General features: G+C 57.3%; 21 protein-coding genes. 7 read left to right on the top strand and 14 right to left on the bottom strand.

Features of this window, described 5'->3' with window-relative positions; all coding sequences use genetic code 11:
• The first annotated feature begins 28 nt into the window (after positions 1-28).
• Complete coding sequence (locus AF337_RS21655) at positions 29-2305, top strand: polysaccharide biosynthesis tyrosine autokinase (RefSeq protein ID WP_049733745.1); 2277 nt, start codon at positions 29-31, stop codon at positions 2303-2305.
• Positions 2305-3009 (top strand): hypothetical protein, encoded by a 705-nt coding sequence (locus AF337_RS21660; RefSeq protein ID WP_049733746.1) that lies wholly within the window; start codon positions 2305-2307, stop codon positions 3007-3009. Before AF337_RS21655 ends, AF337_RS21660 begins: the two co-directional genes overlap by 1 nt.
• Positions 3010-3127: 118 nt before the next feature.
• On the opposite strand, the gene rapA2 is transcribed toward AF337_RS21660, so the two are convergent.
• Positions 3128-3838, bottom strand: coding sequence for a calcium-binding lectin RapA2 (rapA2, locus tag AF337_RS21665; RefSeq protein ID WP_049733747.1), 711 nt, complete (start codon positions 3836-3838; stop codon positions 3128-3130).
• A 687-nt stretch (positions 3839-4525) separates the two neighbouring features.
• Between rapA2 and AF337_RS21670 the strand changes: the two genes are divergently transcribed.
• The 4 genes from AF337_RS21670 to AF337_RS21685 all read left to right on the top strand — a co-directional run bounded on the left by AF337_RS21670 (position 4526) and on the right by AF337_RS21685 (position 10587).
• Positions 4526-6151, top strand: a complete 1626-nt coding sequence (locus AF337_RS21670; protein WP_049733748.1) for a right-handed parallel beta-helix repeat-containing protein — start codon at positions 4526-4528, stop codon at positions 6149-6151.
• 493 nt (positions 6152-6644) lie between these two features.
• Positions 6645-8414: a type I secretion system permease/ATPase gene (locus AF337_RS21675; RefSeq protein ID WP_049733749.1), complete on the top strand. Its 1770-nt coding sequence runs from the start codon at positions 6645-6647 to the stop codon at positions 8412-8414.
• A gap of 15 nt (positions 8415-8429) precedes the next feature.
• Positions 8430-9737 (top strand): HlyD family type I secretion periplasmic adaptor subunit, encoded by a 1308-nt coding sequence (locus tag AF337_RS21680; protein ID WP_049733750.1) that lies wholly within the window; start codon positions 8430-8432, stop codon positions 9735-9737.
• Positions 9738-9891: 154 nt separating this feature from the next.
• Entirely contained in the window at positions 9892-10587 is a 696-nt protein-coding gene (locus tag AF337_RS21685; RefSeq protein ID WP_049733805.1) for an SGNH/GDSL hydrolase family protein, read from the top strand.
• Between the two features lie 40 nt (positions 10588-10627).
• Here the strand turns inward: AF337_RS21685 and AF337_RS21690 are convergent, their stop codons facing one another.
• The 12 genes from AF337_RS21690 to AF337_RS21745 all read right to left on the bottom strand — a co-directional run bounded on the left by AF337_RS21690 (position 10628) and on the right by AF337_RS21745 (position 21956).
• Entirely contained in the window at positions 10628-11104 is a 477-nt protein-coding gene (locus tag AF337_RS21690) for a glycosyltransferase (protein ID WP_049733751.1), read from the bottom strand.
• Positions 11101-11559, bottom strand: a complete 459-nt coding sequence (locus AF337_RS21695) for a glycosyltransferase family protein (protein ID WP_049733752.1) — start codon at positions 11557-11559, stop codon at positions 11101-11103. The genes AF337_RS21690 and AF337_RS21695 overlap by 4 nt, the downstream gene beginning before the upstream one ends.
• A gap of 211 nt (positions 11560-11770) precedes the next feature.
• Positions 11771-12754: a glycosyltransferase family 2 protein gene (locus AF337_RS21700; RefSeq protein ID WP_049733753.1), complete on the bottom strand. Its 984-nt coding sequence runs from the start codon at positions 12752-12754 to the stop codon at positions 11771-11773.
• A complete protein-coding gene (locus AF337_RS21705; protein ID WP_049733754.1) occupies positions 12751-13635 on the bottom strand; it encodes a glycosyltransferase family 2 protein in 885 nt (294 codons plus the stop codon). The genes AF337_RS21700 and AF337_RS21705 overlap by 4 nt, the downstream gene beginning before the upstream one ends.
• Positions 13636-13716: 81 nt before the next feature.
• The gene (locus tag AF337_RS21710) at positions 13717-14661 is read right to left on the bottom strand and encodes a glycosyltransferase family 2 protein (protein ID WP_049733755.1); all 945 of its coding nucleotides are present in this window, start codon (positions 14659-14661) and stop codon (positions 13717-13719) included.
• Between the two features lie 84 nt (positions 14662-14745).
• Positions 14746-15567, bottom strand: a complete 822-nt coding sequence (locus tag AF337_RS21715; protein WP_049733756.1) for a galactosyl transferase — start codon at positions 15565-15567, stop codon at positions 14746-14748.
• Positions 15568-15577: 10 nt separating this feature from the next.
• Entirely contained in the window at positions 15578-16609 is a 1032-nt protein-coding gene (locus AF337_RS21720; protein ID WP_049733757.1) for a polysaccharide pyruvyl transferase family protein, read from the bottom strand.
• 31 nt (positions 16610-16640) lie between these two features.
• Positions 16641-18143, bottom strand: coding sequence for a lipopolysaccharide biosynthesis protein (locus tag AF337_RS21725; protein WP_049733806.1), 1503 nt, complete (start codon positions 18141-18143; stop codon positions 16641-16643).
• A 151-nt stretch (positions 18144-18294) separates the two neighbouring features.
• Positions 18295-19197, bottom strand: coding sequence for an exopolysaccharide glucosyl ketal-pyruvate-transferase (gene pssM / locus AF337_RS21730; protein WP_049733758.1), 903 nt, complete (start codon positions 19195-19197; stop codon positions 18295-18297).
• Positions 19194-19700, bottom strand: a complete 507-nt coding sequence (locus AF337_RS21735) for an acyltransferase (protein WP_049733759.1) — start codon at positions 19698-19700, stop codon at positions 19194-19196. Before AF337_RS21735 ends, pssM begins: the two co-directional genes overlap by 4 nt.
• Positions 19700-20851, bottom strand: a complete 1152-nt coding sequence (locus AF337_RS21740; RefSeq protein WP_049733760.1) for a glycosyltransferase — start codon at positions 20849-20851, stop codon at positions 19700-19702. The genes AF337_RS21735 and AF337_RS21740 overlap by 1 nt, the downstream gene beginning before the upstream one ends.
• A 31-nt stretch (positions 20852-20882) precedes the next feature.
• Positions 20883-21956, bottom strand: a complete 1074-nt coding sequence (locus AF337_RS21745; RefSeq protein ID WP_049733761.1) for an endo-1,4-beta-xylanase — start codon at positions 21954-21956, stop codon at positions 20883-20885.
• Between the two features lie 270 nt (positions 21957-22226).
• Here AF337_RS21745 and AF337_RS21750 point away from each other — a divergent pair, with 270 nt between their 5' ends.
• Positions 22227-22535, top strand: coding sequence for a hypothetical protein (locus AF337_RS21750; RefSeq protein WP_225881124.1), 309 nt, complete (start codon positions 22227-22229; stop codon positions 22533-22535).
• Positions 22536-22576: 41 nt separating this feature from the next.
• Here the strand turns inward: AF337_RS21750 and AF337_RS21755 are convergent, their stop codons facing one another.
• Positions 22577-23464 (bottom strand): DUF6030 family protein, encoded by an 888-nt coding sequence (locus AF337_RS21755; RefSeq protein ID WP_049733807.1) that lies wholly within the window; start codon positions 23462-23464, stop codon positions 22577-22579.
• Positions 23465-23828 lie beyond the last annotated feature (364 nt).

Below are 23828 nucleotides of genomic sequence, written 5' to 3' on the forward strand. Positions count from 1 at the left end.
CGCTTGACGCCTTAGTTGGAGATCGAAATTGCTATCGCCAGATAAACTTACGCCGCGTATCGACCCCTCCCGCGATACGGGAAACGAAGCTGATTTCATCGATTTCGACAAGCTGATCGCGATCGCCCGCCGACAGTGGCGGATGGTTGCGGCGTGCGCGTTCGCCTTCGCCATTCTCGGCGTTGTCTATGTGCTGACGTCGGTGCCGGTCTACACCGCCGACACAAGCGTGCTGATCGACCGCAGCGATAACCAGGTGATCAACCAACTGGCGGCTTTCGGCCAGATGGACGATGACGAAGGTACCGTCCTCAGCCAGGTCGAGCTGTTGAAGTCCGACACGATCGCCTATGCCGTTGTCGATAAGTTGAAACTGGTCGACGATCCGGTGTTCAATGCACAGCGCAATTCGCTGTTTTCAGTTGCAACCGTGAAGTCTCTGTTCAGTTTCAAATCATGGTTTGCCGACGACGCGGCAGTGGCGCCCGATCCGGAAATGTTACGGCGGTACGCTGCGGAAACTGTGGCCGGCAATATCGATGTCGAACGTGTCGGCAAATCCTACGTTCTCGATGTCAGTTATACCTCGCAGTCACCCGATATGGCGCGTCAGATCGCCGCGGCCATTGCCGACGTCTATCTGGTCGATAAACTCAATTCGAAATACGAAGCGACACGCCGGGCCGGTGAATGGCTGCAGGAGCGTATCGAAGAGCTTCGGCAGCAGGCACTGGACACCGACCTTGCGGTTCAGAAATTCCGCAGCGAGCATGGGCTTGTCGAGGCCGGATCCGGTACGCTGATCAGCGAACAGCAGCTTTCCGAGATCAACACGCAGTTGATCAATGCCCAGGCCGAGACGGCGAAGGCCGAGGCAAAATATGCGCGCGTCAAATCGATCATCGACGCCAAGCAGACCGATGCCATCGTCACCGATGTGCTCGACAGTTCCATTTCCAACGACCTGCGCAAGAAATATCTCGAGGCTTCCAAGCTCGAGACCGAAATCGAGGCGCGGCTCGGTCCCGATCACGTTCAGGCGGTTCGGCTTCGTGCGGAAATGGAAGAATATAAGAGACTCATGTTCGATGAGTTGAACCGCATCGCCGAGAGTTACCAAAGCGAGCTGCAGGTTGCGCAGTCACGGGAAAATTCTCTGCGTGACAGTGTCACGAAGGCGACCGGTGTTGCCGCGACGGCCGGCGAAACGCAGGTGCAGGTTCGCGAACTCGAGCGCACGCGCGATACCTATAAGAATCTTTATCAGAGTTTCCTGACGCGCTACCAGGAAGCCATTCAGCAGCAGAGCTTCCCGATTACCGCTGCGCGCATCATCACGATGGCGGAGACCCCGACGAAGCCGAGTGCTCCGAAGAGAGCCCTTGTCGTCGCTTTTGCGATGTTCCTCGGATGTGCGGTCGGAAGCGGCATAGGCGCTTTCCGAGAATTCCGGGATCGGTTCTTCCGCACCGGCGATGACGTCAAGGAAGTGCTCGATGTGGAATCGCTTGGTGTCATGCCGCTGGTTGACGATAACGTCGATGATCCCACGCTTGTCGATCCAAGCAATCCGCGAAGCATTGCCAGGGGCAGCAAGACCACGACCTATGTCGAGGAGCATCCGCTTTCGGCATTTGCCGAGACGCTTCGAAGCGCCAAGATTGCGATCGACCTCAGTGCGGCTGATCAGCGCTGCAAGGTCATCGGCGTGGTGTCGAGCTTGCCCGGCGAAGGAAAGTCGACGACATCCATCAATTTTGCCAAGCTTCTGGCAATGCAAGGCGCCCGCTGCCTGCTTATCGACGGCGACATGCGAAATCCTGGCTCGACCCGGGCAATCGGCCGCCATGCCGAGGCCGGCTTGCTCGAGGCGATCGTCGACGGCCGTCCGCTCAAGGATCTGATCCTTCTCGATCCCAAAACCAAGCTTGCATTTCTGCCGACGGTTGCACGATATCGTGTCCCGCATTCGTCGGAACTGCTCGCATCACGTGGCATGGATCAGCTTCTTGAAGTGGCGCGTCAAAGCTTCGATTACATCATCGTCGACCTGCCGCCTTTGGCGCCGGTTGTCGATGCGCGCGCTATCAATTCGAAGCTCGATGCGGTGGTTTTCGTTATCGAGTGGGGAAAGACATCGCGCAAGGTCGTGCAGTCGACGCTGCTGTCGGAGCCCGAACTCTATGCGAAATGCGTCGGCGCTATATTGACCAAGGTCGATCCGTCGCAGATGAAGCTTTACCGGACATTCGGCTCCAGCGAATACTATTATAAGCGTTATTCGCGATACTATACCGAAAGCTGATGTTCCGAAGCCGGGTCGTTTCGGTCACCAGGATCGCTTTCGTTATCGTCACCGTCGTCTTTGTGGTGCTGGCCGGACGAGAGCTCTATGCTTCGATCAGAACGGCCAGCATCTCGATCGTCGCCGAGAGGATCGAGCGTGGCGATACCGTCGCCGATGATGTGGTGACGAGATATGCGTCGCGCAGTGTCGACGTGGTTGACGGACATTATTGCCGATCCGATATTGTCGCTGCCGGTGTGACGCTCGTTCTGGCGCAACTCGACCGACAGAATGTCAATGTTAACTACGATGCCTGGGTTGCTGCCGCATCGAGCGCCCGCGGTTATCTGCAATATGCGCTCTCCTGCATGCCGACGAACAGTAATTTTTGGCTCCGTCTCGCCGCTGTTCAGTCGATCATCGCGGAAGAGCCGCTTTCGATTGCGGGAATGATGAAGCGTTCGGTCGCTTTCGCGCCTTACGACGAGTCGATGATTTTGACCCGGTTCTATTTCTGGAACGATTTCACCGATGCAACGCTTTCGGCGGCAAAGACTGCGCTCAATAGCGATCTCACGACGATGCTGAAACTTGGCGATCGTTGCAGGGTCAACGCCACCATAAAAGAGATCAGCCCACAACTCCGCCCGATCTTCGATCGAACTTGGGCAGGCGCCGGAGACGGCGCCACAGCGCGATTTCGGCAACGCTGCAGCAAGTAACCGACGGCAGATTTCTGAGGACAGTTCGAGACCCAAGACGGCTGTATGCAAGGCTTGATGGGCGACAACGCCCGCTGCTTGCGCAGCGGGCGTTGTCGATTGATCGGCGATTGGATGATCAGACGCTGGCGCCCGAGACAAAATCCGTGCCCGTGATATTGAGCGTCAGAACGCCGGCGTCCGTGTGACCTTGGCCGTCGGAGATCTTGTAATACTGGATGGTTTCCGTGACATGATCGCCCGGAGCGATATCGGCTGCCAGATCATAGGTGAATGAGCCGTCGGCCTTGACATGGAACGTGCCATAGGTCCCGACGACGTCGGTGGTTGCGCTCGGGTTGCCGTTCACGTTCGTGCCGGCGAACTGACGGAGGAAGAGATGTCCATTGTCGCCGGGAATGTCGTTGTCGAGCGCATTGCCGGCGATCGGGCTGCCTTCGGTGAAGCTGTAGTGGTCGTCGACGGCGATCGGCTTGACCTGGGTTACGCCCTGAATATTCAGGGTGAACAGGCCGACATCGGTATGACCGCTGCCGTCGGAGATCTTGTACGAGACCTTTTCCTGGAGCAATTCACCATTGGTGAAGTTGACCTTGGCAGCATCGCTCAGAACATAGGTGTAGCTGCCGTCCGGCTTGACGAAGAAGGTGCCGTAGTCGCCCTGGATTTCAGTAACCTGGCTGTTGCCTTGCTTGGCGCCAACGCTCTGCTGGTCGAATGCGCGAAGGAATAGGTGGCCGTTGTCAGATGAATCGTTGCTCAGCAGGTTTCCCGAGATGACGTCGGTTTCCAGAAATGTTGCACTATCGTCGGTTGCGTGAATAGCCATTGTATCTCTCCTTGAATTGATCTTCGCTGGCCAATTTTAACCTTAGCGACGGGTGAGATTAAGGATATATTAATACAGCGAGTCAAGGCTAGGATTAACAGAAGATGAACAGAAGATCGTTCTGCGTGCAATAATGACACACATAGTTTCGGCGTAAGGTAAGGAAGCACTTGCCGATGAGTGCTTTAATAATAAGTGAATACGCGACATAATGATCGATTGAGCATATTTCTTCAGAATGTAAGAAGTTTTATGCGGAGGCAATCAATAATAATACCCGAGTTCACTTCTAGGTGGACGAAATTGTCAAATAATCACATTGGGCTAGCGATCTCTTTTGGTGATTTTGTCGCGCTGCCCCGATATGCCGATCTCAGGCCATTTTAAGTTCACCATTGTCATTTCCATTCTCGGATATGCCGAGGGAGAACCTTCGCAGTTGCGGCGACATTATCACAGCAATCCGTCTGTTACGGAAAATGGACTGCTATCGAACCGACATTCTAGTAAAAATACAATTCTGTCGTGCGTTGCAACTTTGACGCCATGAAAGATACCTGGAGGACGAAGAAAGTACCCCCTGTGGTCAAGAATATCGACAGATAGAAAGAATTTTAGTGTTTCATTTTAGCTGGCGGAGAGAGAGGCGCGCTTAGAAGATTTCCATTACCTCGGGGAGATCAAAGCATGACCGTCTACTACGTGAATTCAGCGACAGGATCCGACCATAACAACGGAACCACGGAGAGCTCGGCTTTCGCGACCTTGTCAGCGGTCGAATCCCTGAGGCTGAACCCCGGTGACAGTGTGCTGCTTGCCGCCGGCAGCGTGTTCAATGAACAATTCGACTTGAAATACTCCGGAAGTGTTACGGCGCCGATCACCATTGGCAGCTACGGTCTTGGCGACGCCCCGGTCATTCACAGCAGCAATGACGGCATCCATGGTTCTAAGGCCTCGAATATCGTCATCGAGAATATCAAGATCGCCGATACTGGGGCGAACGCGATATATGCAGGGAATGTGTCCAACTGGGTCGTGCGGAATGTTGAGGTGACGAATACGGGCCTTGCCGGAAAGCCCGGATCCGTCAGCTTCCAAAGCAGCCAGAACATCACCATCGTAAACAGCACGCTGACCGGTGTCCATTCCGACGGGATCTGGATGGAAAAGGTCAATGGCGTCACCCTGATCAACAACACCGTCACCAACGCCCAGGGAAGCGCGGCAGACGCCATTCAGCTCAACGACAGCAGCAACATTCTCGTCAAGGACAATCATCTGGAGCAAACGCAAACCAACAGCGCCAAGGGTGTCCTGGTGCTGATCCGCGCTCAGGATGCCCTGGTCGAGGGTAATACGCTCATCGGCGGCGGTTTCGGGTTGAGTGCACAGGCGGGCACCAATATCGCCATCCACGACAACAATATCTCGGGATATGGCGGCTACAGCTGGTCCTACGGCATCGGCCTGGGCGATCAGGGCGATGCGAAGAACTATGATATCAGCGGGAATTATATTCACGATGGCGTGTACGGGGTTCTGGTCAGCGCCGCCGGCAATCCGCTCTATGTTCGCGAGAATATCGATGTTCATGACAATGTCTTTGACGACCTGTCGTCTTCGGCGCTGAAGGTCGACCGGCCTGCATCGGGCTCCTTCTATGACAACATTATAGACAGCGATGTATCGACGCTGACGATGCCGGCCGTAATCGCTGCGCAAAACACCTTCTTTGTCGGCGACAACAAGACATTCGAGCAGGCGCAGGCCGAACTCGACAGCGCTGCCGGCAGCACGACCGGCGATACGTCACCGAGCCACGAGCAGACGCCTGCCGTACCGGTCATCGAACATCCTGCGGAAATCCCGGCGCAGCCGCTGGTATCCGCCCCGGCGCCTGTGACCGAAACGCCGGTAGTGAACGTGCCCACAGTCGCCGCGCCGAAAATTGTCGCAGTCCATGACAACTTGAAGATTTCGGCCGATACGGGCAGCGCATATCATGGAAATCTTCTTGAAAATGACAGTGCTGCCAACGGGCATGTACTGCTCCGCCGCTTTGGCGACGGTGCCGTGGATAAATATGGGCTGACGGTAACGGGGAAATATGGTGTGATCCATATCGAAAGTGATGGCGATTACACCTACACCGTCGACGCGGCGAAGCTCGCCGGTCTTAGCGGGAACGTCAGCGAATCCTTCCAGTACAAAATTTCCGACGGCGCTTCGCACATCGACACGGACTCGCTGGGTATCTATATCAATGTCGATGCATTTCATTCCAGCCACGCGTCGCACCTGTTGGTCTGACGCACGCCAACGCCGAGACAGCGTCAGCCGGCCGTCTTCCCGGCTGACGTTTCCCGAGTTCCTTGGTCGATGATGAGCCGCCGCAGGCTGTGAAATGGGGCAAGGCGCGGTGACAAAATATTTCCGCGGTTCATATTCAGAACACACTATAGACTAGATTTATAGTTAACGCCTCAGTAAGCCTCGTGTCTATGTGCGCGACATGTTCAACCCTTTGAGCCGATATTGGGCGGTTTACGGTTTTCACTTGCTTGGGCCGGTATATTTAGCATAGCGTTAAGCTAGGGCCCCTGAAATCGCTCGCTATAAATTGGAATTTTCGGTCATTTTTCAGTGGGATTCATGTAATAAGCTTTGGACTTGTCAGTGGGTTTCGGTACCGATGCCGAAAATCCCAAACAGCGATGTCATTATTCGGGCTTCATTGGCCTGTAGCTGCGATGTACGCAGATTTATTTGCCCGTATGCGATGCGGTAGGAGAGGATTTAATTCGTGTTTCAGAGTTCAGCGACTGATGCCAGCGAGCCGTCCCAGGCCTTGCGGAAATGCAAGGGGGGACTCATCTTCATTGGCATAGCAAGCGCGCTTATCAATATTCTCTATCTTACAAGCTCGTTTTTCATGCTTGAGGTCTATGACCGGGTCATCCCCAGCAAAAGCATCCCGACGCTGGCTGCCCTGGCAATACTTGCCCTCACTCTCTACGCTTTCCAGGGCGCCTTCGAGGTTCTCCGGAGCAGAATGCTGGTGCGCGTTGCCGGTGCGCTCGACGAGATGATGAACGGACGCGTATTCCGGGCGCTCATCAAGGCGCCGCTGAAGGTCAAAATCGGCGGGGACGGGCTTCAGCCGTTGCGCGACTTCGACCAGATAAGGACCTTTCTGTCCGGCATGGGCCCGACGGCGATGTTCGATCTGCCCTGGCTTCCCTTCTACGTCGTGATCTGCTTCCTGTTTCATCCGGCGATCGGATATATCGCGATCGGTGGATCGCTGGTGCTCGCCATCCTGACGTTCCTGACCAACCAGGGAACGCGGACGCTCTCAAAGAAGCAATCGGAAGCCGGCAACATGCGCAATGCCTTCGCGCAGACCTCGATCCGCAACTCCGAGGTCATTCACGCAATGGGCATGGCCGGCACCATGGCTGAAATCTGGGACCGTAAAAACAGCGAATACCGGCTCATCAACCGGCAGGCGTCGGATGTCGGGAACGGATATGCGACCCTGTCGAAGATTTTCCGTATTGCCCTGCAATCGGGAACGCTTGCGACCGGCGCGATCCTGGTCATTCAAGGACAGGCGTCCTCAGGCATTATCATCGCGGGTTCTATTCTGACGTCTCGCGCTCTGGCGCCTGTGGAAGCGGCTATCGGAAATTGGCGCGGTTTCGTTTCCGCCCAGCAGAGCTGGGCCCGGCTTGCGAACCTGTTGAAAACCATTCCGGAAATTCCCGCCCCGCTCGCGCTTGCAGCGCCTTCCAAGCAGGTTACGGTCGAGGGGCTGGCAAGCGGGCCGCCGGCGGGCCAACGCCTGGTCATTTCCGATATCAGCTTCGGGCTGAGAGCGGGCAGCGCCCTCGGAGTCATCGGTTACAGCGCCTCGGGCAAGTCGTCGTTGGCGCGGGCGATGATGGGCATTTGGCCGACCGTCAGGGGATCCATTCGCCTCGATGGCGCAGCACTCGACCAGTGGGATGGCGACGCGCTCGGCCGGCATATCGGCTATCTCCCGCAGGACGTGGAACTGTTCTCAGGAACCGTCGCTCAGAATATCTGCCGTTTCGCCAAGGAAATGTCGCCTGAGGCGGTGGTTGCCGCAGCGCGGGCGGCGCGTGTTCACGATCTCATTCTTCGGCTGCCGAACGGTTACGAAACCGAAATCGGTGAGGGAGGCGCCGCGCTTTCGGCCGGTCAGAGACAGCGTATCGCGCTTGCAAGAGCGCTCTACGGCGAACCCTTCCTCGTCGTGCTCGACGAACCGAACTCCAATCTCGATGAAGAAGGCGAGCGGGCGCTGAGTGCCGCGATCATGAGCGTGCGCGCACGCGGCGGCATCGTCGTCGTCATCGCGCATCGGTCCGGGGTTCTGGCGGTCTGCGACTTCGTGCTGATGATGCAGGACGGCCGGATGATCGCCTTCGGACCGAAAGAGGAAGTTCTGGCACGGGTCAGCCGGCCGGAAGCGGCGCCGCGTACGCCGATTGCCGAGCGCGTGGCTCAGCTCAAAGTCGTCGTCGACGGCATAAATGCCGCCGAATAGGCCGGAAGGAAGATTGTGAGTAAGGTTATCAGTGAATCGAAACGCTCCCTCAATCGCCATGTCGCCATTGTCGGCGTGTTGTCGCTAGCCTTGGTTTGCGGCATTGGCGGCTGGGCGGCAACGACCGAGCTTTCGAGCGCCGTCATCGGCGAGGGCGTGGTCGTCGTCAACGGCGATGTCAAGAAGATCCAGCACCTGACCGGCGGCATCGTGTCGAAACTGCTGGTCTCCGAAAATGACCATGTGACGGCTGGACAGGTCCTGATACGGCTCGACGGCACGACGACAAAAGCACAGCTCTCGATCGTCGAGAGCACACTCGCTCAGCTTTATGCGCGCCGTGCCCGCCTCAAGGCCGAACGGATCGACGCCGAGACATTCGATGTCCAGGAAAACATCAGCGATCTGACGTCCAGCACCGCGGCGCGGGATCTGCTCGATGGCGAGACGAAGCTGTTCGACAGCCGCAGATCGGCGCTGATCGGAATGAAAAGCCAGCTGGCGTCGCGCAAGGATCAACTGGCCGAGCAGATCAAGGGGTTGGTCGTTCAGATCGACGCGACCCATGATTCTCTGGGCCTGATCGAACAGGAACTCGAGGGTGTCGATACGCTCTACAAGAAGGGGCTGGTGACGCTGCAGCGTTTGAATGCGCTCAAGCGCGCCCGCGCCGACCTTCAGGGTAACAGCGGCCAGGAAATCGCTGCAAAGGCGGAGGCCGAAGGCAAGGCGATCGAGATCGATCGCCAGTCGATCCAGCTGGACGAGGATCGCCGTTCGGAGATCGCCAAGGAACTGACCGACGTTGAGGCGAAGATCGCCGAAAATGAAGAGCGCCGAGGAACTGCGCTCGATCAGCTCCGCCGTCTCGACATTACCGCGCCGCTCAGCGGGCGCGTTCACGAGCTTTCCATTCACACCGTCAATGGCGTCGTCAATCCGGGTGAGACGCTGATGCTGGTCGTTCCCGAAAATGAAGATCTGACGGTTGAGGCGAGAGTTGCCACGCGCGATATCGACCAGCTTCACGTCAGCCAGTCCGTCGACGTGCGTTTCAGCGCCTTCGATCAGCGCACGACGCCGGATGTGCGCGGTGAGATCACCTCGATTGCGCCTGATATCGTCAAGGATGAGCGGACGGGCATCAGCTATTATCCCGTTCGCGTCAAGCCGGAGGCTGAAAGCATCGCCAAGCTGAAGTCGATAAAGCTCTATCCCGGCATGCCGGCCGAAGTCTTTATCAAGATCGCCGACAGAACCGTTATCTCCTATCTGACGAAGCCGCTGACCGATCAGATGCAGCACGTATTTCGTGAGGAGTGATGGCGCGGCTGTGCCGCGTCACAACCGGCATGAGCGGTCATCTTCATAAAATTGTCTCAAGCCTGCTGCAGTTTGTCTCAAGAAGGGCATGGCTGCCTTTCCAGCCGGATTTTGGACGCGTGACCTATCGGTTCCGCCGAGATATGATTTCGCCATGATAAGTTTGCGGCTTTGGCGAGCAGCGCCGGTTGAGAGACGATCGCCCTATGGATGGCTTCTGCTTTTGGCGTGTCTGGCGATGCTCGGGGCGCCGGAAAGCGGTCATGCCGGGAATGCCCCGCCGTTGAAAATAGTAGCGTTCGGAACATCATTGACGGCTCGGGGAGGGTGGCAGCCCGCTCTTGAGACAGAGCTTGCAGCCTGCCTGCAGAGGCCGGTGAAAATCGAGAGCGTTGCAAAAAGTGGCGAGACATCGCTATGGGCTCTTACCCAGCTCGATCGCGTCGTTGCCGAGCAGCCGGATATCGTCCTGATCGAGCTTTACGCTAACGACGCAGCATTGCAGCGGTTCGTGTCGCTTGCGCAAAGCCGAAAGGATATCGGCGATATCCTCGATCAGCTTCGGCAGCGCCTGCCGCAGGCGCGGATCATCGTCATGGCGATGAATCCCTTTTCGGGGCTGCGCGGCCTGATCCGCCCCTTTGTCGGCAGCTATATCTCGGCCCATCAGGCGGAGGCGCAGAAACGCGGTCTGGAGTTGGTCGACCACCAGCCGAACTGGCGGCGTCTGACGCCGGTAGAACTGGCGGCAGCAATTCCGGATGGCGCCCATCCCCTGCCTGAGATTGCATCCAAAGTCATCGTGCCGGAACTTGTCAAACACATTACCGGTGGCAATTGCACGGAATGAAGGATCTCCGCTGTGCCGACAGCGTCTCTGCGGGGCTGATTCAGACTGCCGCGAGATAGCCTTTGAGGTAGTTGACTAGGGAAGCCCGTCCAACCTCGGACGGATCCTCGTGAGAGGGACTGTCCAGATCTGCAAGAAGATAGTTTTTGAGATCCTCGTCGGAATGCGCGACATAGATGCCCGGCCGGCCGGCGAGCTGACCTACGGTGGCAAGCTGGTGATCGTTTCGATGCTCGCCGAGGGATGCTTGCCGCGGCACGAGAATGATCGGTTTTCCAAAACGTTTCGCGGTTAGCACCGTGCCAATTCCCGCATGCGAGACGATGACAGTCGCGTCGCGAAAGACCCTATCGAAGTCCGCGGGCTCGATATTCTTGATCCATTTCATATTCTGTGGCGTGTAGGTGCCTTTGCCGATCTGCGCCAGAACCGGCTTGGACAGTTCCTTTGCGAAAGTGTCGACGGCCCTGATGAGGCGGTCAAACGGCAGCTGCGTTCCGACGGTGACAAGGATCAAAGGACAGCTCCTGCATAGTGGGGACCATCCGGCCGCGACAAATGTTGCCATTGCGTGAGCCACAGCGTCGCGATACGGCCAGCCAATTTTCCCGATAGGGACAACTTCTCGACATTGGCGACGCTATCGATCCAGATCGTCCGCTTGCCCGTCAATTTGCCGGCAAGCAGGCAGAAAAGTCCGGGCGCAGCACCCGTGGAAATGACAACGTCGGGCCTCTGCTTGATAACCATGGCGAAGGCGCTGAAAAAGCATCGGATCGACATGGTAATGGAGTCGCGGCTGCAATCGGGCAGGACCAGCCCGTCGCGAATATCATATTTGGCAAGCAGCCCGGGAATGGTCGTTGCAAAGACGATATCGCAGCCCTCGAACGCGCCGCGCATGGCCATCAGCTGCTCCCAGTGGCCGCCTCCCGACGAGGCAGCGAGAACCTTTATTTTTTTCTCAGCCATAGACAGGCATCTCCTATATTTGACCGACGGCAAGAGCGAAAAACCGTTCTGTTCGAACCAGCAGTTGTGTCACGATAATTCAGTAGAAGTGTATCATTCTCGGCTCGGTTGGTTGAAGCCTTGCAGTTCATCGGCAGCCGTTAGACATGATAATTTTGATTGGAACATAGTAACGGCCAGAACCTCTCCAAGAGCGCTTCCGCAAATAATATCAGTGGGCGGCATTGGGCTTGTATTCCTGATAGGCATGTCCGAGGATCCCGTTAACCATGCCGGCGCCGCGCAGAACATGGGTGAGCGCTCGCATGCCCCAGTAAGGTGAAATCAAGATCGCCGGCAGCATGAACAGTCCGAGCACGACCCTCGTGGCGCCATAGGCCGCGCGGTAGAGCCGGCGCTTGAGGTTGCCATGCAGCACCTCGCTGACTGCGAAGGTATTGCCCAGACGGTACTGTCTTTGCAACACCCATTTCCAGGTCATCCGATTCGCCGGAACGATGTCATAGACAAGGGCCTTGTCAGCCCAGAAAATCTGCATGCCGCGGCGGATGGCCTGGTTGAAGAAAAGATAGTCCGTTCCGCCGGTGAACCGCATCTTCTCCTCAAAACGAAGATTCCATGAGCGGATCAGGGGATAGTCGAACATGACATTGTTCGAAGCCGCATAACCGATACGCTGGCCGTCGATGTTCTTCTTGCGCTCGAAAACCCTGGCCTTGATGAAATATTCCGGCGGGTTTTCGGGATAGACCGGCTGGACGGGGCCGTAGACGCAATCGGCGCGGTTTTTCTCGCGGGTCTCCAGCATGGCGTCCAGCCAGCCGTCGACCGGCCATTCGTCATCGTCGAGAAAGCAGAAGAGGTCGGTGCCGGGAGGTGCCGAATCCAGCGCGCGGTTGCGCGCAAAGGGGATGCCCTGGTTTTGCTCGACGACGTAGACCAGGTCGTAGGCGCCTGTCTGGCCAAAGCCCTCCACCGTTGCCTTTGCGCTGCCGGCCGCATCATTGTCCACGATCACCATGGTGAGATGATAGGGGCGGGCGGTGTGCCTGATCTGGCGCGTCATGACGTCAAGCAGCTTGGCGATCCCGTCCAGACGCCGATAGGTCAGCACGCCGACGGCGATCTTCAACGGCGCAGCGTCTGCCTGATCGGTGCCGCGGGATGAGCGCGGGAAAGTTTCCTGCTGGTTCATGACTGTCCTCTCCGCAGCATATTTCCCAAACGCTTGCGCGCCGCCATCAGGGCCACCTCGGTTGCGGCAGCATCGCCGAACGGACCGCCGGTCACCGTGTTGCGCGCTTCGCTCCTGAGCTTCAGCAGCGATGTCGTTTCGGCAATGCCGCCAGCCACCAGGCTCTTGCCGAGCGCCTGCAGCCCATCGTATCGGCGCGCCAATTCCAGTCCTGTCGCGATCATGATCCGCGGGCGCAGCGTCTTTGCCCTGCTTGTGCCGGTATAGCGGTTCGAGGCGTGAATGCGCTGGAAGGTCAGCGGTGTTTCGATGATGGCGCCACGGCCAAGAAAGGCTGCAGCGAACTTGATGTAGTTGTCGCTGAGGACGACGTCTGTCGCGACGGACATCGGCAATATCTGGGACAGCAGGCTGCGGCGGAAGCTCAAGCCCGAAGTCGGAACCGGGAGCGAGGGAAAGCCCCCCTTGCGAAGCGTGTCCCGCTTGTCGAACAGCATCACCTGCAATTCTGCAGGAGGCTGGTCGCTTTCCTCGGTCGTGACACGGTCGAAACACCAGTCGATCTCGTTGCGATCGTAGATCTCGGCAATCCGCGCGAGTTTGCCGGGCAAAAACGCATCGTCGGCATCAAGGAGAAAGAGGACATCGCCGCTTGCGGCAGCAAAGCCTGCATTGAAGCTCGAGGCCTGGCCAGCGTTTTCCTTCAATACAGCCAGAATCCGGTCCCCGTAGGAGGCAAGAATCTCGCGGGAATCATCCGTCGATCCGTCGTCGACTACCACCACCTCGAAGTCAGGATAGGCCTGCGACAGAACGCTATCGATGCATGGGCGGAGAAAACGACCATAATTGAAATTATTGATGAGCACCGAGAGCTTCAAATTACCGCCTCCTACAGCGCCGCGCGTCTTCTCAGACGCGCAAAGGACGCTGTAATATTTCGAATTGCTAAGGCCAATCGATCACCGCGCCAGCGTCTGAGGCGCATATCGGCGAATTCCAGCCCGATAACCGCGCATGTAGTAATATTTCCAGATAGCCCAGAAACGCTTCTTGGATTGCGGCAGGAGATAAAGCGTGGCTGCCCGGAATGCCCATTGCGCGCTTTCGATCCACGTCGGAAGCGGAACTCCGCTTAACCTTACTCCTGCAGGCACTTCGTCGGGAAAGAGCGCCGGCATGCCATAGCCAAGACGCTCGCCTCGTTTCTGCACCCAATCCTCGGTGACGCTTGATGCTGGAATCCAGTGATGAACCACGGCTTCGGCGCATCGATAGGATTTGGCGCCGTTTGCCGCCAGACGGATGATGATCTCCGCATCTTCACCCATGGCAAATATCTTTCCCGGAAGAGGACCGATATCTTCCCGGTAGCGCACGCTGGCACCCAGCAGTTCCCGCCGAATGATCGTATTGGGGCCCCAGACTTTTGTCGGGTCGCACGGCCCGCTTTGCGTTTCATCGACGATCGCAAAGGTGGAGCCCATCGGAATCCACTCGATGAAGCGGTCCTTTGGCTCCTTTTCCCAATCGGGGACAATTCGGCCTCCGAAGACGCCATAGCCCGGATGGGCGATGGCGCAGTCGACGATGGCTTTCAGCCAGTTCGGTTCGGCGCGTATGTCGTCATCGGTAAAGACGACGAGATCGCCCTTCACCCGATCCAGAGCCAAATTCAGCGCCCCGGACTTTCCCGGCTTGCGCTGTTGCAGGATCGTGATGGGGAGCTTGTCGCCATACGACGTCAGAAGATCGAACGTGTCGTCATTGCTGTTGTTGTCGACAGCAACCAGTTCCCATCGATCGTGGGGAAGCTCCTGGCGCACCAAGGAATCCAAAGTATGGCGCAGCCGGCGGCTGGCGCCATTATAGGATGAAAAGAGTACGCTGACGAATAGATCCGACATCAATGACCAACCCTCGTGGTGAAGTCGAAAGAAAAAAGCCTCATATTTTGACTGCCTGTGCGATATTTGAACGGGATCGGCGCCTTATGCCGGGTTCGACCGGGTCTTGCCGAAAAACTCGCGCCTGTGACTTTGGCCGAGTATCCTCAGCTTTCGAAGATTGCGCAACCACCGCCGCGGTTTGGTAAGCACGCCGCGGTTCAGGAAATACTGTCGCAGCAGGCTTGGTGCCTGGCTGTGCGATCCGCCATGGGCGACCCGATAGACCGCCCCGCGAAAGGGAAGTTTCGTCAGCGGCGCTCCACGTTGGGACAGGATGGTCGCAATGCGGACGTGGCTGCCCAGCATCGACTTGATCCAGTCGAGAGAAGCATCCTCGAAGCGGCCGGGGAGCTCGTAGAGATCGGCACGAATGATCAACGAGGTGCCGCAGAGATGGCTGAAATCATCATGGCCGAACAGGAAATTGCCGCCATCGTCCCAGATATAACCGTGGTCGATCGTCCACCCGTTTGCATCCCGATTCTCGGACGCGTGCTGCACGATCCGGGAGCTGACGAAGTCATCGTCGTCGACAATCATGAAGAAGCGGCTATCGGCGGCGGTCAACATGCCGCTCAGGACGCGCCGGCCCTTGTCTGCCCGGAAGGCGTCAAGGAAGTCTTCCTTGCTGCCCTTTCCAAGTTCATGCAGGTCGTTCGGCGGAAAAGTCACGCGCACGGCGGAAAATTTTTCCGGCAGATCAGGCAGGTCGGCGCCTTCGTTCGCCACGATGATCCCGCGCCAATCTCCATTGGTCTGGTTGGAAATCGAGGCCACGGTCTGGCTGAGATTTGCCTTCAGCTTGCTCCAATCGCGGGCATTGTCCTGGTGTCGGACCGGTATGATGAAGGTAACGAGTGGCATCAATAACCCCTTAAGCCCGCAAGCTCATAGCTTCTTTGTTATCGACACGCCCTTTGGCCGCCTGGTGACGCGCCCACTCGATCCCGTCGTCGAGCGAGGTTGCCTTGTATGAAAGATCCGTCCCGCCGGAGAACGCATTCATGAAGCGGCGGATCTTTCCATAGCTGTTGTCCAGCACGGCATGTGGACGGCCGAGCAGCAGCGAGCAGATATGGACGTGCAGGCGGTCGGTGACGATTGCGCGGGCACGTGAAATCTGGCTGATGCCGCGTTCGAAGCGGTTATGCGCAGCCGCGTCCAGCCTGCGCAATGCGACTTCGCTGGGCTTCAATGCGAGATAGGCCGAAGCTACGCCAAGCTTCTTGGCGATATTCACCTTCCGTTTCGACTCCGTAATCCAGTCTTCCACAGGAATGTCGGAAGGAATGCTGCGATCGGTGCCGCCAACCCGTTCCGCATCCTCCCGCAGCATGGCGAGGACGGGAATTTGCGTCGCCCTTTCCGGAAGCGCGCCGATGGCGAAAGCCATATCGGGGCATAGCCGCACCGCGCAGTCGAAATGTTTCTCGGAAAATTCCTTCGATTCTTCGTCGCGCACCAGCAGCACGAAATTCTTGTGGCGCCCGATTGCCCGTTTGGACTGTTCGATGCGCTCAGGCGAGCTGTAGTGGATCGACTGCGGGAACTGGACGATCTGCCGATCGGGGAAGCGCTCCATGATCGCTTCACGGAAATCCTGATGGGCAACCCAGATATCGCCGAAATTGCCGCCGCCGTGAATGAAGATCGGGCCTGTGGGAACGCGCCGTTTCAGCTCTTCCGCGGAGAAGTCGTACAGCCTGGAAACATAGTCCGGGCGCTTGCCGAAGCGATTCTTGAGATAGGCCATCTCACCCAGCCAGATCGCCGAGTCGCCACAATTGCGGATGTCGGGGAAGTCGAGAATCGCGAGCGGCTCGTCGCGCGAGACATAGTCCTTCAGGCAATCATGGATCATGCCATTGAGTTTTGCGATCAGCTCAGATCTGGATAGGCTGGTCATTCTGCCTCACTTTTTAAGGTTCGTTTTAGCTTTAAGCCGACTTGGGAACGGCTATACGTTTGGCTTTTGACAGGAACTTGACGGCGATACGCTGAACTTCGGTTTCCGGGCCATTTGGCTTCTTCATTGCGAGCCAAAGGACAAAGCTGGAACCGATATAGAGAATACCGCCGGTGACGACGAGGATGGCGAGGTGCAGGGCCAGCGCCGGCTTGTCGGTGGGGGTGTTCAGGACATGCGACAATCCCCAGACGCCGGCGGCCATCAGGGCGACACTGGCCAGCGCGCGGAAATTTGCGGCAAGCTGCTGGAAGAACGGCAGATTGATCAGGCGCTTGACCAGAAGCATGTTGACCACCGTGGAAATCAGACCCGTCAACACCCGCGCATAAACCACGCCCGGAAGCCCGGCCATCATCAGGCCGGCGATGATGATGGGAATGCGAACCACCAGCATCTGCGTGTCGCGGATGAACAGCATTTTGGTATGGCCTTTCGCCATGCCGAGCGGCTGGACGAGCGAACCGAGCGTCTGCAGCGCGAAGACCGATGCCAGCGCCTGGACGATGAAGATCGCAGGAGCCCACTTCTCTCCCAGGGCAAGCCGCATCATCGGATCCGCCACGACAGCCATGCCGATCCCCGCCGGAAGCGCCACCGCCGCCAGCAGCGCCTGCGCGCGCTGATAGGCGGCGACCAGCCGGACCGGATCGTTGCGGACCTTGGAAAAGCCCGGATAAATCGTCTGGTTCAATGGCGCCGTCGCCTCGCGCGTCGGCAGCGTCGAAAGAGTGTTGCCGACGGTATAGTGACCAAGCTGCGTGGCGCCGAGCATCTTGCCGATCAGCAGATATTCGATCCGCCAGTTCAGCGTATTGACGATCTGTCCGGCCGTCAGCCACACCGAGAAGGAAAACAGTTCCCGGGCATGGCGGAAGGTTATACGCGGCCAGAACGGCAAGACGGTGTAGGACACGATGATATTGGTCACCTGATAGGCGAGCGTGCCGATCACGAGCGCCCAATAGCTCTGGTAGATCGCAGCAATTGCCACCGTCACGATGAAGCCGACCAGCTTTTGTGAGACGTTGAGGACGAATTCCTGCCAGAAGATCAGATCGCGCTGGAGCATGACGCGGCGCGGATTGGCGAGACCACTCAGGAGCAGGCTGAAACTCAGGGCAAGCATCACACTCGTCAAACGAGGTTCATTGTAAAACTCGGCGATCGGATAGGAGGCGGCGGCAAACAGCAGCGCCAATATGGCGCTTCTCGTTACGCTCAATGTCCAAACCGCGCTGAAGTGAGTTTCGCTCGGAGATTCGTGGCGGATGAGCGCCTGATTGAGTGAAAGCTCGGTGACCGAACTCAAGATGACCTGGATCGTCGTTGCAATGGCGACGAGACCAAAATCAGCCGGTACGAGATACCAGGCCAGAACAAAGGTGCTGAGCGCCGAAAGCCCGTTGACGATGGCGCGGGACAGACTCAGCCACATGCTGCCCTGAATCAGTCGGTCGGTCACACTGCTCATGGGCGAACCGCTCCCGAGATGGAGAACATCGACCAGTTGAGCGGGCCGCATGCCCATCCAAGGTGCTTCTGCCCCTTGCGGGCGCAGAGGGTATCGATGGAGTTGGAAAGCATCATGCCTTGTTGCCTCGTCACGAAACCGGTTTGCGCCCTTAAAGGGCGCTTGCCGTTTTCTTGGAAAAATCTTGCTTCAGTCGGTTCAGCTCGACCAGCATTCTCTCGTGTGCTCTTACGATAGACTCTTCAGTGCTGAGCTGGCCGGGCTTCTCCGCCACCTCCTGCAACGTCTTGACCGTCGATCCGAAGACGTAATTTCCGGTCAACTGCCGGATCCGGCGGTGGCGGAACGTTATGTTCTTCAACAGGGTGGTATTTTTCCGTACCAGCGACGCTCCGACCTCGACGAGGTTCGACGGGCCGATCGGATCGAAATCGATCTCCAGATCGAGTGCACTCGCCCAATCATACCACTTGGCGCGATTGCCCGGCGCGATCGGCCGGATCGCCCGCCATGGAACGCGCAACGCATCCGATATGATGCAGCCATGCATTGCCTCGGAGACGACCTTATGCGAGGCGCTGATTTCGGTCAGAACCTTTTCCACCGACCAGCGGGGATCGATATAGTGGATGCCGGCGAGATCGCAGACCTTGTCCCAACTGCCGTACATGGCGCTTTCGTAGTGCGGCATGAAGGAGACGGGATAACGCTTCTCGATGCTTTTGGCATCCCAGCAGCTGCGCGTCAGGATGCCCGAATCGCCGATGGCGTAGCTCGGATCGATGCCGAGGATTTCGGCGGTCTTCTTTCCGCGCACGAAATAGAAGGTCCAGTTGCCGTCGACTTTCGGCGGGTTGGTATAGCCGCCATAACCTGAGCCAAAGACGATCTTCTGCATGTTCGGATCGAAATTGTCGTAGAGAATCGAACCGATGCCGAGAAAGAGCTGACCTTCGTCATCGTCGAAGAAGCCGGGCAGCAGACGCTCCCAGAGCCAATGGTTGAGTTCGTCGCCAAAATTCTCGTGTTTCCCGCGGTAGGCAAACATCTTCATCGTGCTTCTCCAGTCGGCAAGTGCGTGACGATCTGCGAGACCGTTTCGTCTTCGCGTGCCATGCGTCCGTAACGTGAAATGATCTTGATGTCGCTGCGGATGATCTTTGCCGGATTGCCCGCCACGAGCGAGCGCGGCGGCACGCTTCTGGTCACCACCGAGCCGGAGCCGATGACGCATTCGTCGCCGATTTCGACGCCGGGCAGAATGATGCTGCGGGCGCCGATGAAACAGCGTTTGCCGATTCTCGTGTGAAGGTAGAGCCCGCGCGTGAGATCATGGGTCAGGATCGCCGCCTCAAAGGCGACATAGGTTTCCGCGCCGATATGAAGGCCCTTCGGATTGGTCTTGTCGAACCGGACGCTTAGGGAAAAGCTCGCCGTCGGATCGATGTCCATTCCCCAGAATTTCGTATAATAAAGCCATTTGGCCGTCACGATTCCGTTCCGCAGCGGCCGAAATACGTTCAGTCCCCACTTCGGCTTCTTTCCTGTCTGCACCATCAAGTCCGACCCCGGCTGGAAAATTCGTCTAGCACGGAACTGTAATAGTCCTCGAGCATCCCCGTCTGACGACGTAAGTCGAAGCGCTCGGCCACCAGAAGCGGTGCCCGCGCGCTGAAGGCTGTCCACAGGGCTTGGTCGTTGAGCAGTCTTCCGACTGATTCGGCCATTCCCGCGACATCCCGCTCCTCCACGAGATAACCAGTTTTCCCCTCTTCGATCGCTTCGCCAACGCCTCCCGAGCTAAATGCGACGACCGGAGTCCCGACGGCTTCGGCCTCCAGATTGGCGAGGCCGAACGCTTCGGCGTGACCATTGTCGAGGGTCACGCTGCCATGGAGATAAAGCTCCGCACTGGCGAGCAGATCCCTTATCTCAGTCTGCGACAGATTTTCATGGATCGTGACGCTTGGCAAGGAACGACGCGCAAGCGCCTCGATTTCCTGTTTCAGCGGTCCCTGACCCACCATGACGAATTCGACCGGCGTGCCGGCCGCCGCCACGCGCGAAAGCGCGTCGATCATGAAGCGGTGGCCCTTATAGTCGACGAAACGGGCAATGGAAACCACCAGGCCTCTTTTTCGGGGGCGCGGCTCCATTTTGAAGAGATCGAGATCGATGCCGATATGGTGGCGATAGACGCGGTCGGCGCGAAAGCCGAGCGCCAGCAGCCGGTCGCGGATGAAATCGGAAACGGCGATATTCCAGCTGTTCCAGCCGGCCATCTCGCTGCGGCCCTTGGCGAAGAAGCGCACCTGATTGAAGCCGCCCGGCTTTTTCGGATCGCCGCCATAGGTGGCGTCGAAGCCGTGGAATGTCGTGACCAGCGGCTTGCCGGCGGCGCGTGCCAAGGGCCCGATGACATAACCGTTCTTGCCGAAATGGGCGTGAACGAGATCGGCATTGCCGATCGCGGGGAAGAGAAAGGGAAGGCCGATCTGGGGGATTTTCAGAAGCAGTTCACCGGCCCGCGCCACGGGAGACCGACGGATGTCATGAACCGGAACAGTGGATTTTTTGGTATGGGCGGAAGAAATTCGCGAGCCGGCAAGAATTTCAGCTTCGAAGGAACGAAATGCCACCGCCTGGTTGAGAACAAATGCCTGGCTGGCAGGCAGAAATTTTTCCACGTAAATAACGGCTTTTCTCATGAATCTGTCGATGTCTCCGTTGTCTTGCGCATCACATCGCCTCTATTGCCCGTCGGACGCCATCAACCGCACTTCTCGGCGCATTGTTTTCGTCGTAAAGATTAACGCGTTTCGTACACGCCGCGTCGGGGCCGGCGGCCTTCTCGTCGGGCTCGCCGTATTTCTCCGACATGCCCCATACCGTCACGCCTTTCAAGTCGCCACGCTCGGCTGCCACGGTGATGACGTCACTGAAAATATCGGCATACGACGTCGGCGTGAAGCTTTTGTCGCGGTTCAGGAAGTGGCAGGAGGCGTCGAGTTCGGTGATGAAAACGCCGATACCCATGTCCTTCAGCGCCGCGCAGAAGCGCCCCATTCCTTCCGGGTCGATGCGGTCGAGGCCGGGGCGGAAATGCGCCTGCAGTCCCACCGCGTTGATCGGCGTTTTCTTGGCGACGAGGTCCTCGACGATTTTCAGGATGCGCGCGCGCTTCTGTTCGAACACGTCGGATTTTTTCTCCAGATGCGTTTCGTTGAGCACCAACGTCGCGCCGGGATTGGCCTGATGTGCCATATCGAAGCTCATACGGATATAGTCGTCGCCAAGAAGGCGTCGGAAAACACAATCCCGCAGAACCGGCGCATCATATTCCAACGGCTCGTTCACCACATCCCAAGCGTCGATCGCGTTCTTATAACGAGTGACAACCTGTTTTATATGACGGTTCATCGCCGCCTGAATCGTCTTGGCATCGGTGATGTCAGACACCCATTCCGGGACGCGATACCAGATCAGTGTATGGCCATAAACCCTCATGTTGTTTTTGCGTGCAAATGCAACCATAAGGTCGGCATTTTTGAAGCTGAAAACACCGGGTCTTTTTTCCGTCGCATTCCATTTCAGCTCGTTTCGCGGCGTTATCGAATTGACGTTGTCGATATAGATCCCGGAAGCGATCGGATCGTCGATGTTCTGCGGGTCGATTGCCGATCCGAATCGCAACGCCTTGCTGTCGGCAAGGGCGCGCAACCCTTTCGCCGGAGGCACCTGAGCCAGGACGTGGCCCGCATTGGCATACAACAGAGCAAGCGGAATCGAGGCGAGGAAACGTCTTCTATTCATCTTATCTCTCACTGTTGGCTTTTTTCATGTCAGCGGTGGAATTTAACGGGCCGGCCTGGCCGGCAACGATCCATCGCGGGGTTTGCGTTCAATTCAGTAGAGTAATGCAATCTCAAGTATACTTTCGCACCAGGGGATATTGTCAGTATCTGCTAGACTTTCCAGCTTGCTCCAAGATATAAGCCGTTCTGGAGGGCGCTCGCGATGGAAGATTGGTTTAGCTATCTGATGAGCTGTTTTCATATGGCATTTCAAAATGCCGTTTTTTTTATGGCGACTGTCCAAAAGGATCTATCCCTTCTCGACGTCAGGCAGTTCACAGCCCTTGTCCTCGGCATCGGCGGCGTCATTGTCATCCTGTTTGCAGCGCTGATCAGAACATCCTTGCGGTTGCGTCGCTCGGCATTCGCCATTCGCTCTCTGAACGATGATCTTGCCCAGGTCACGCAGGACCTCAATGTCGAGCGTGTCTGGCGCCTGGCGGGCGGAGACGGCACCGAACGGCCGAGTGCGGAGAGCTTGAAAGAACTTTACAGGATCCTGGCCAGACATCACGACGATGTAAGCTACATGGTGTGATCAGCTTATTGGAGCCGCTGCACACTTCCGAGCGACATGCATCAATGCGGATGTTCCGCATTTTCTGCCGGTGCCTCGGCATCGGCAGGCGTCGACACCGGTGCCGGTTCCGTGCCGGCCTCGGCCGTGGGGTCCGGTGATGGAAGCCATGTTCTGTCGGAAAAATAGCGTCTTGTTCTTTTCTGCGGTCCCGAGGTCGCATCCAGCGACAGCGTGAAATTATAGCGCCCGGGATTGAGCACCTCTCGGGCGAAGTTGATGCTGGCTCCGAAGCCGTCTTCCTTGATGTCCCTCAGATCCTTGATTGCGTTCAGCGTCTCGTGAAAATCGAGCCATTGCGGTTGCCGCAATATGGTTTCGAAGATTCGCAGAATGCCTGGATCGAGCTGGCCGTTTTGATCCGTCTCGGGATTGATGATTTTCACTCGCATATTGTTGATCGCGCCGGCGGCGTCGCCGCGAACGATGACGAAGATGGAGTTCGGAAGCTGATCCTTCTCCCGCTTGCCGCCATGTTCGAAAAAGCATTCGAACGTATCGGCGTTAAAGCTCGCCGCCGCCCAATCGCTGGTTTCGATGCCGGCATCGCGCAGCGCCGCACACATGGCAGGCCCGGATATTCGCCATGTGCGCAGAAAAGTCGACGCAGTCTGTGCCGACGGCGGTTCGATGATATGCAAGGGAAGCTTGAAGGTGGCTGGCGGCGTCGGGCGGGGAAGGGCTTTGGGGGGAGGCGGCCTGACGTCAGGGGCAGAGAGATCGAAGCCAAAATAATGGCTCACCGTCTTCAAGTGTTTCATATCGTTGGAAAGAAGCACCGTCCCCATCACCAGCGAGAGGGAGATCGTCAGCAGCAACCAGAAGACCACGGGAATCTTCGGTTTTCCCAATGGCTGTTTCGCATTTGCGGACGACGAATTATCGGGCAAGCTTGTCTTCTCCGGTGCGAGAAGGGTTTCGATCGGGCTGTCTAAATCCAGCACTATACATTTATCCGTTAAATATCTTTGGCTTCGTGTCGGCAATTGGGTGCCTTTGTGCCGCACCGGATGGGCGCGGCAGCGTCGGCAAAGGCGCAGCGCCATTCGATCGGGAACCGCTCATGCAGCTGCGCAATATCGCAGCGACGGATCGCGGACGATGTCATTATTCGTTCCGTGAACAGTCCCGGCTGGTTTCATAATTTCGAGATATTGCTCTGTTTGTTATTGTGAGTTCGGTGACTTCATCGGATTGTTCCAGGTATTTACTGATGATCCATCCGATCGTTATTTTCCATTCGCCATTTTCTAT

Origin of the sequence: Rhizobium ecuadorense (genome assembly GCF_001187535.1) — a bacterium.
GTDB lineage: Bacteria > Pseudomonadota > Alphaproteobacteria > Rhizobiales > Rhizobiaceae > Rhizobium > Rhizobium ecuadorense.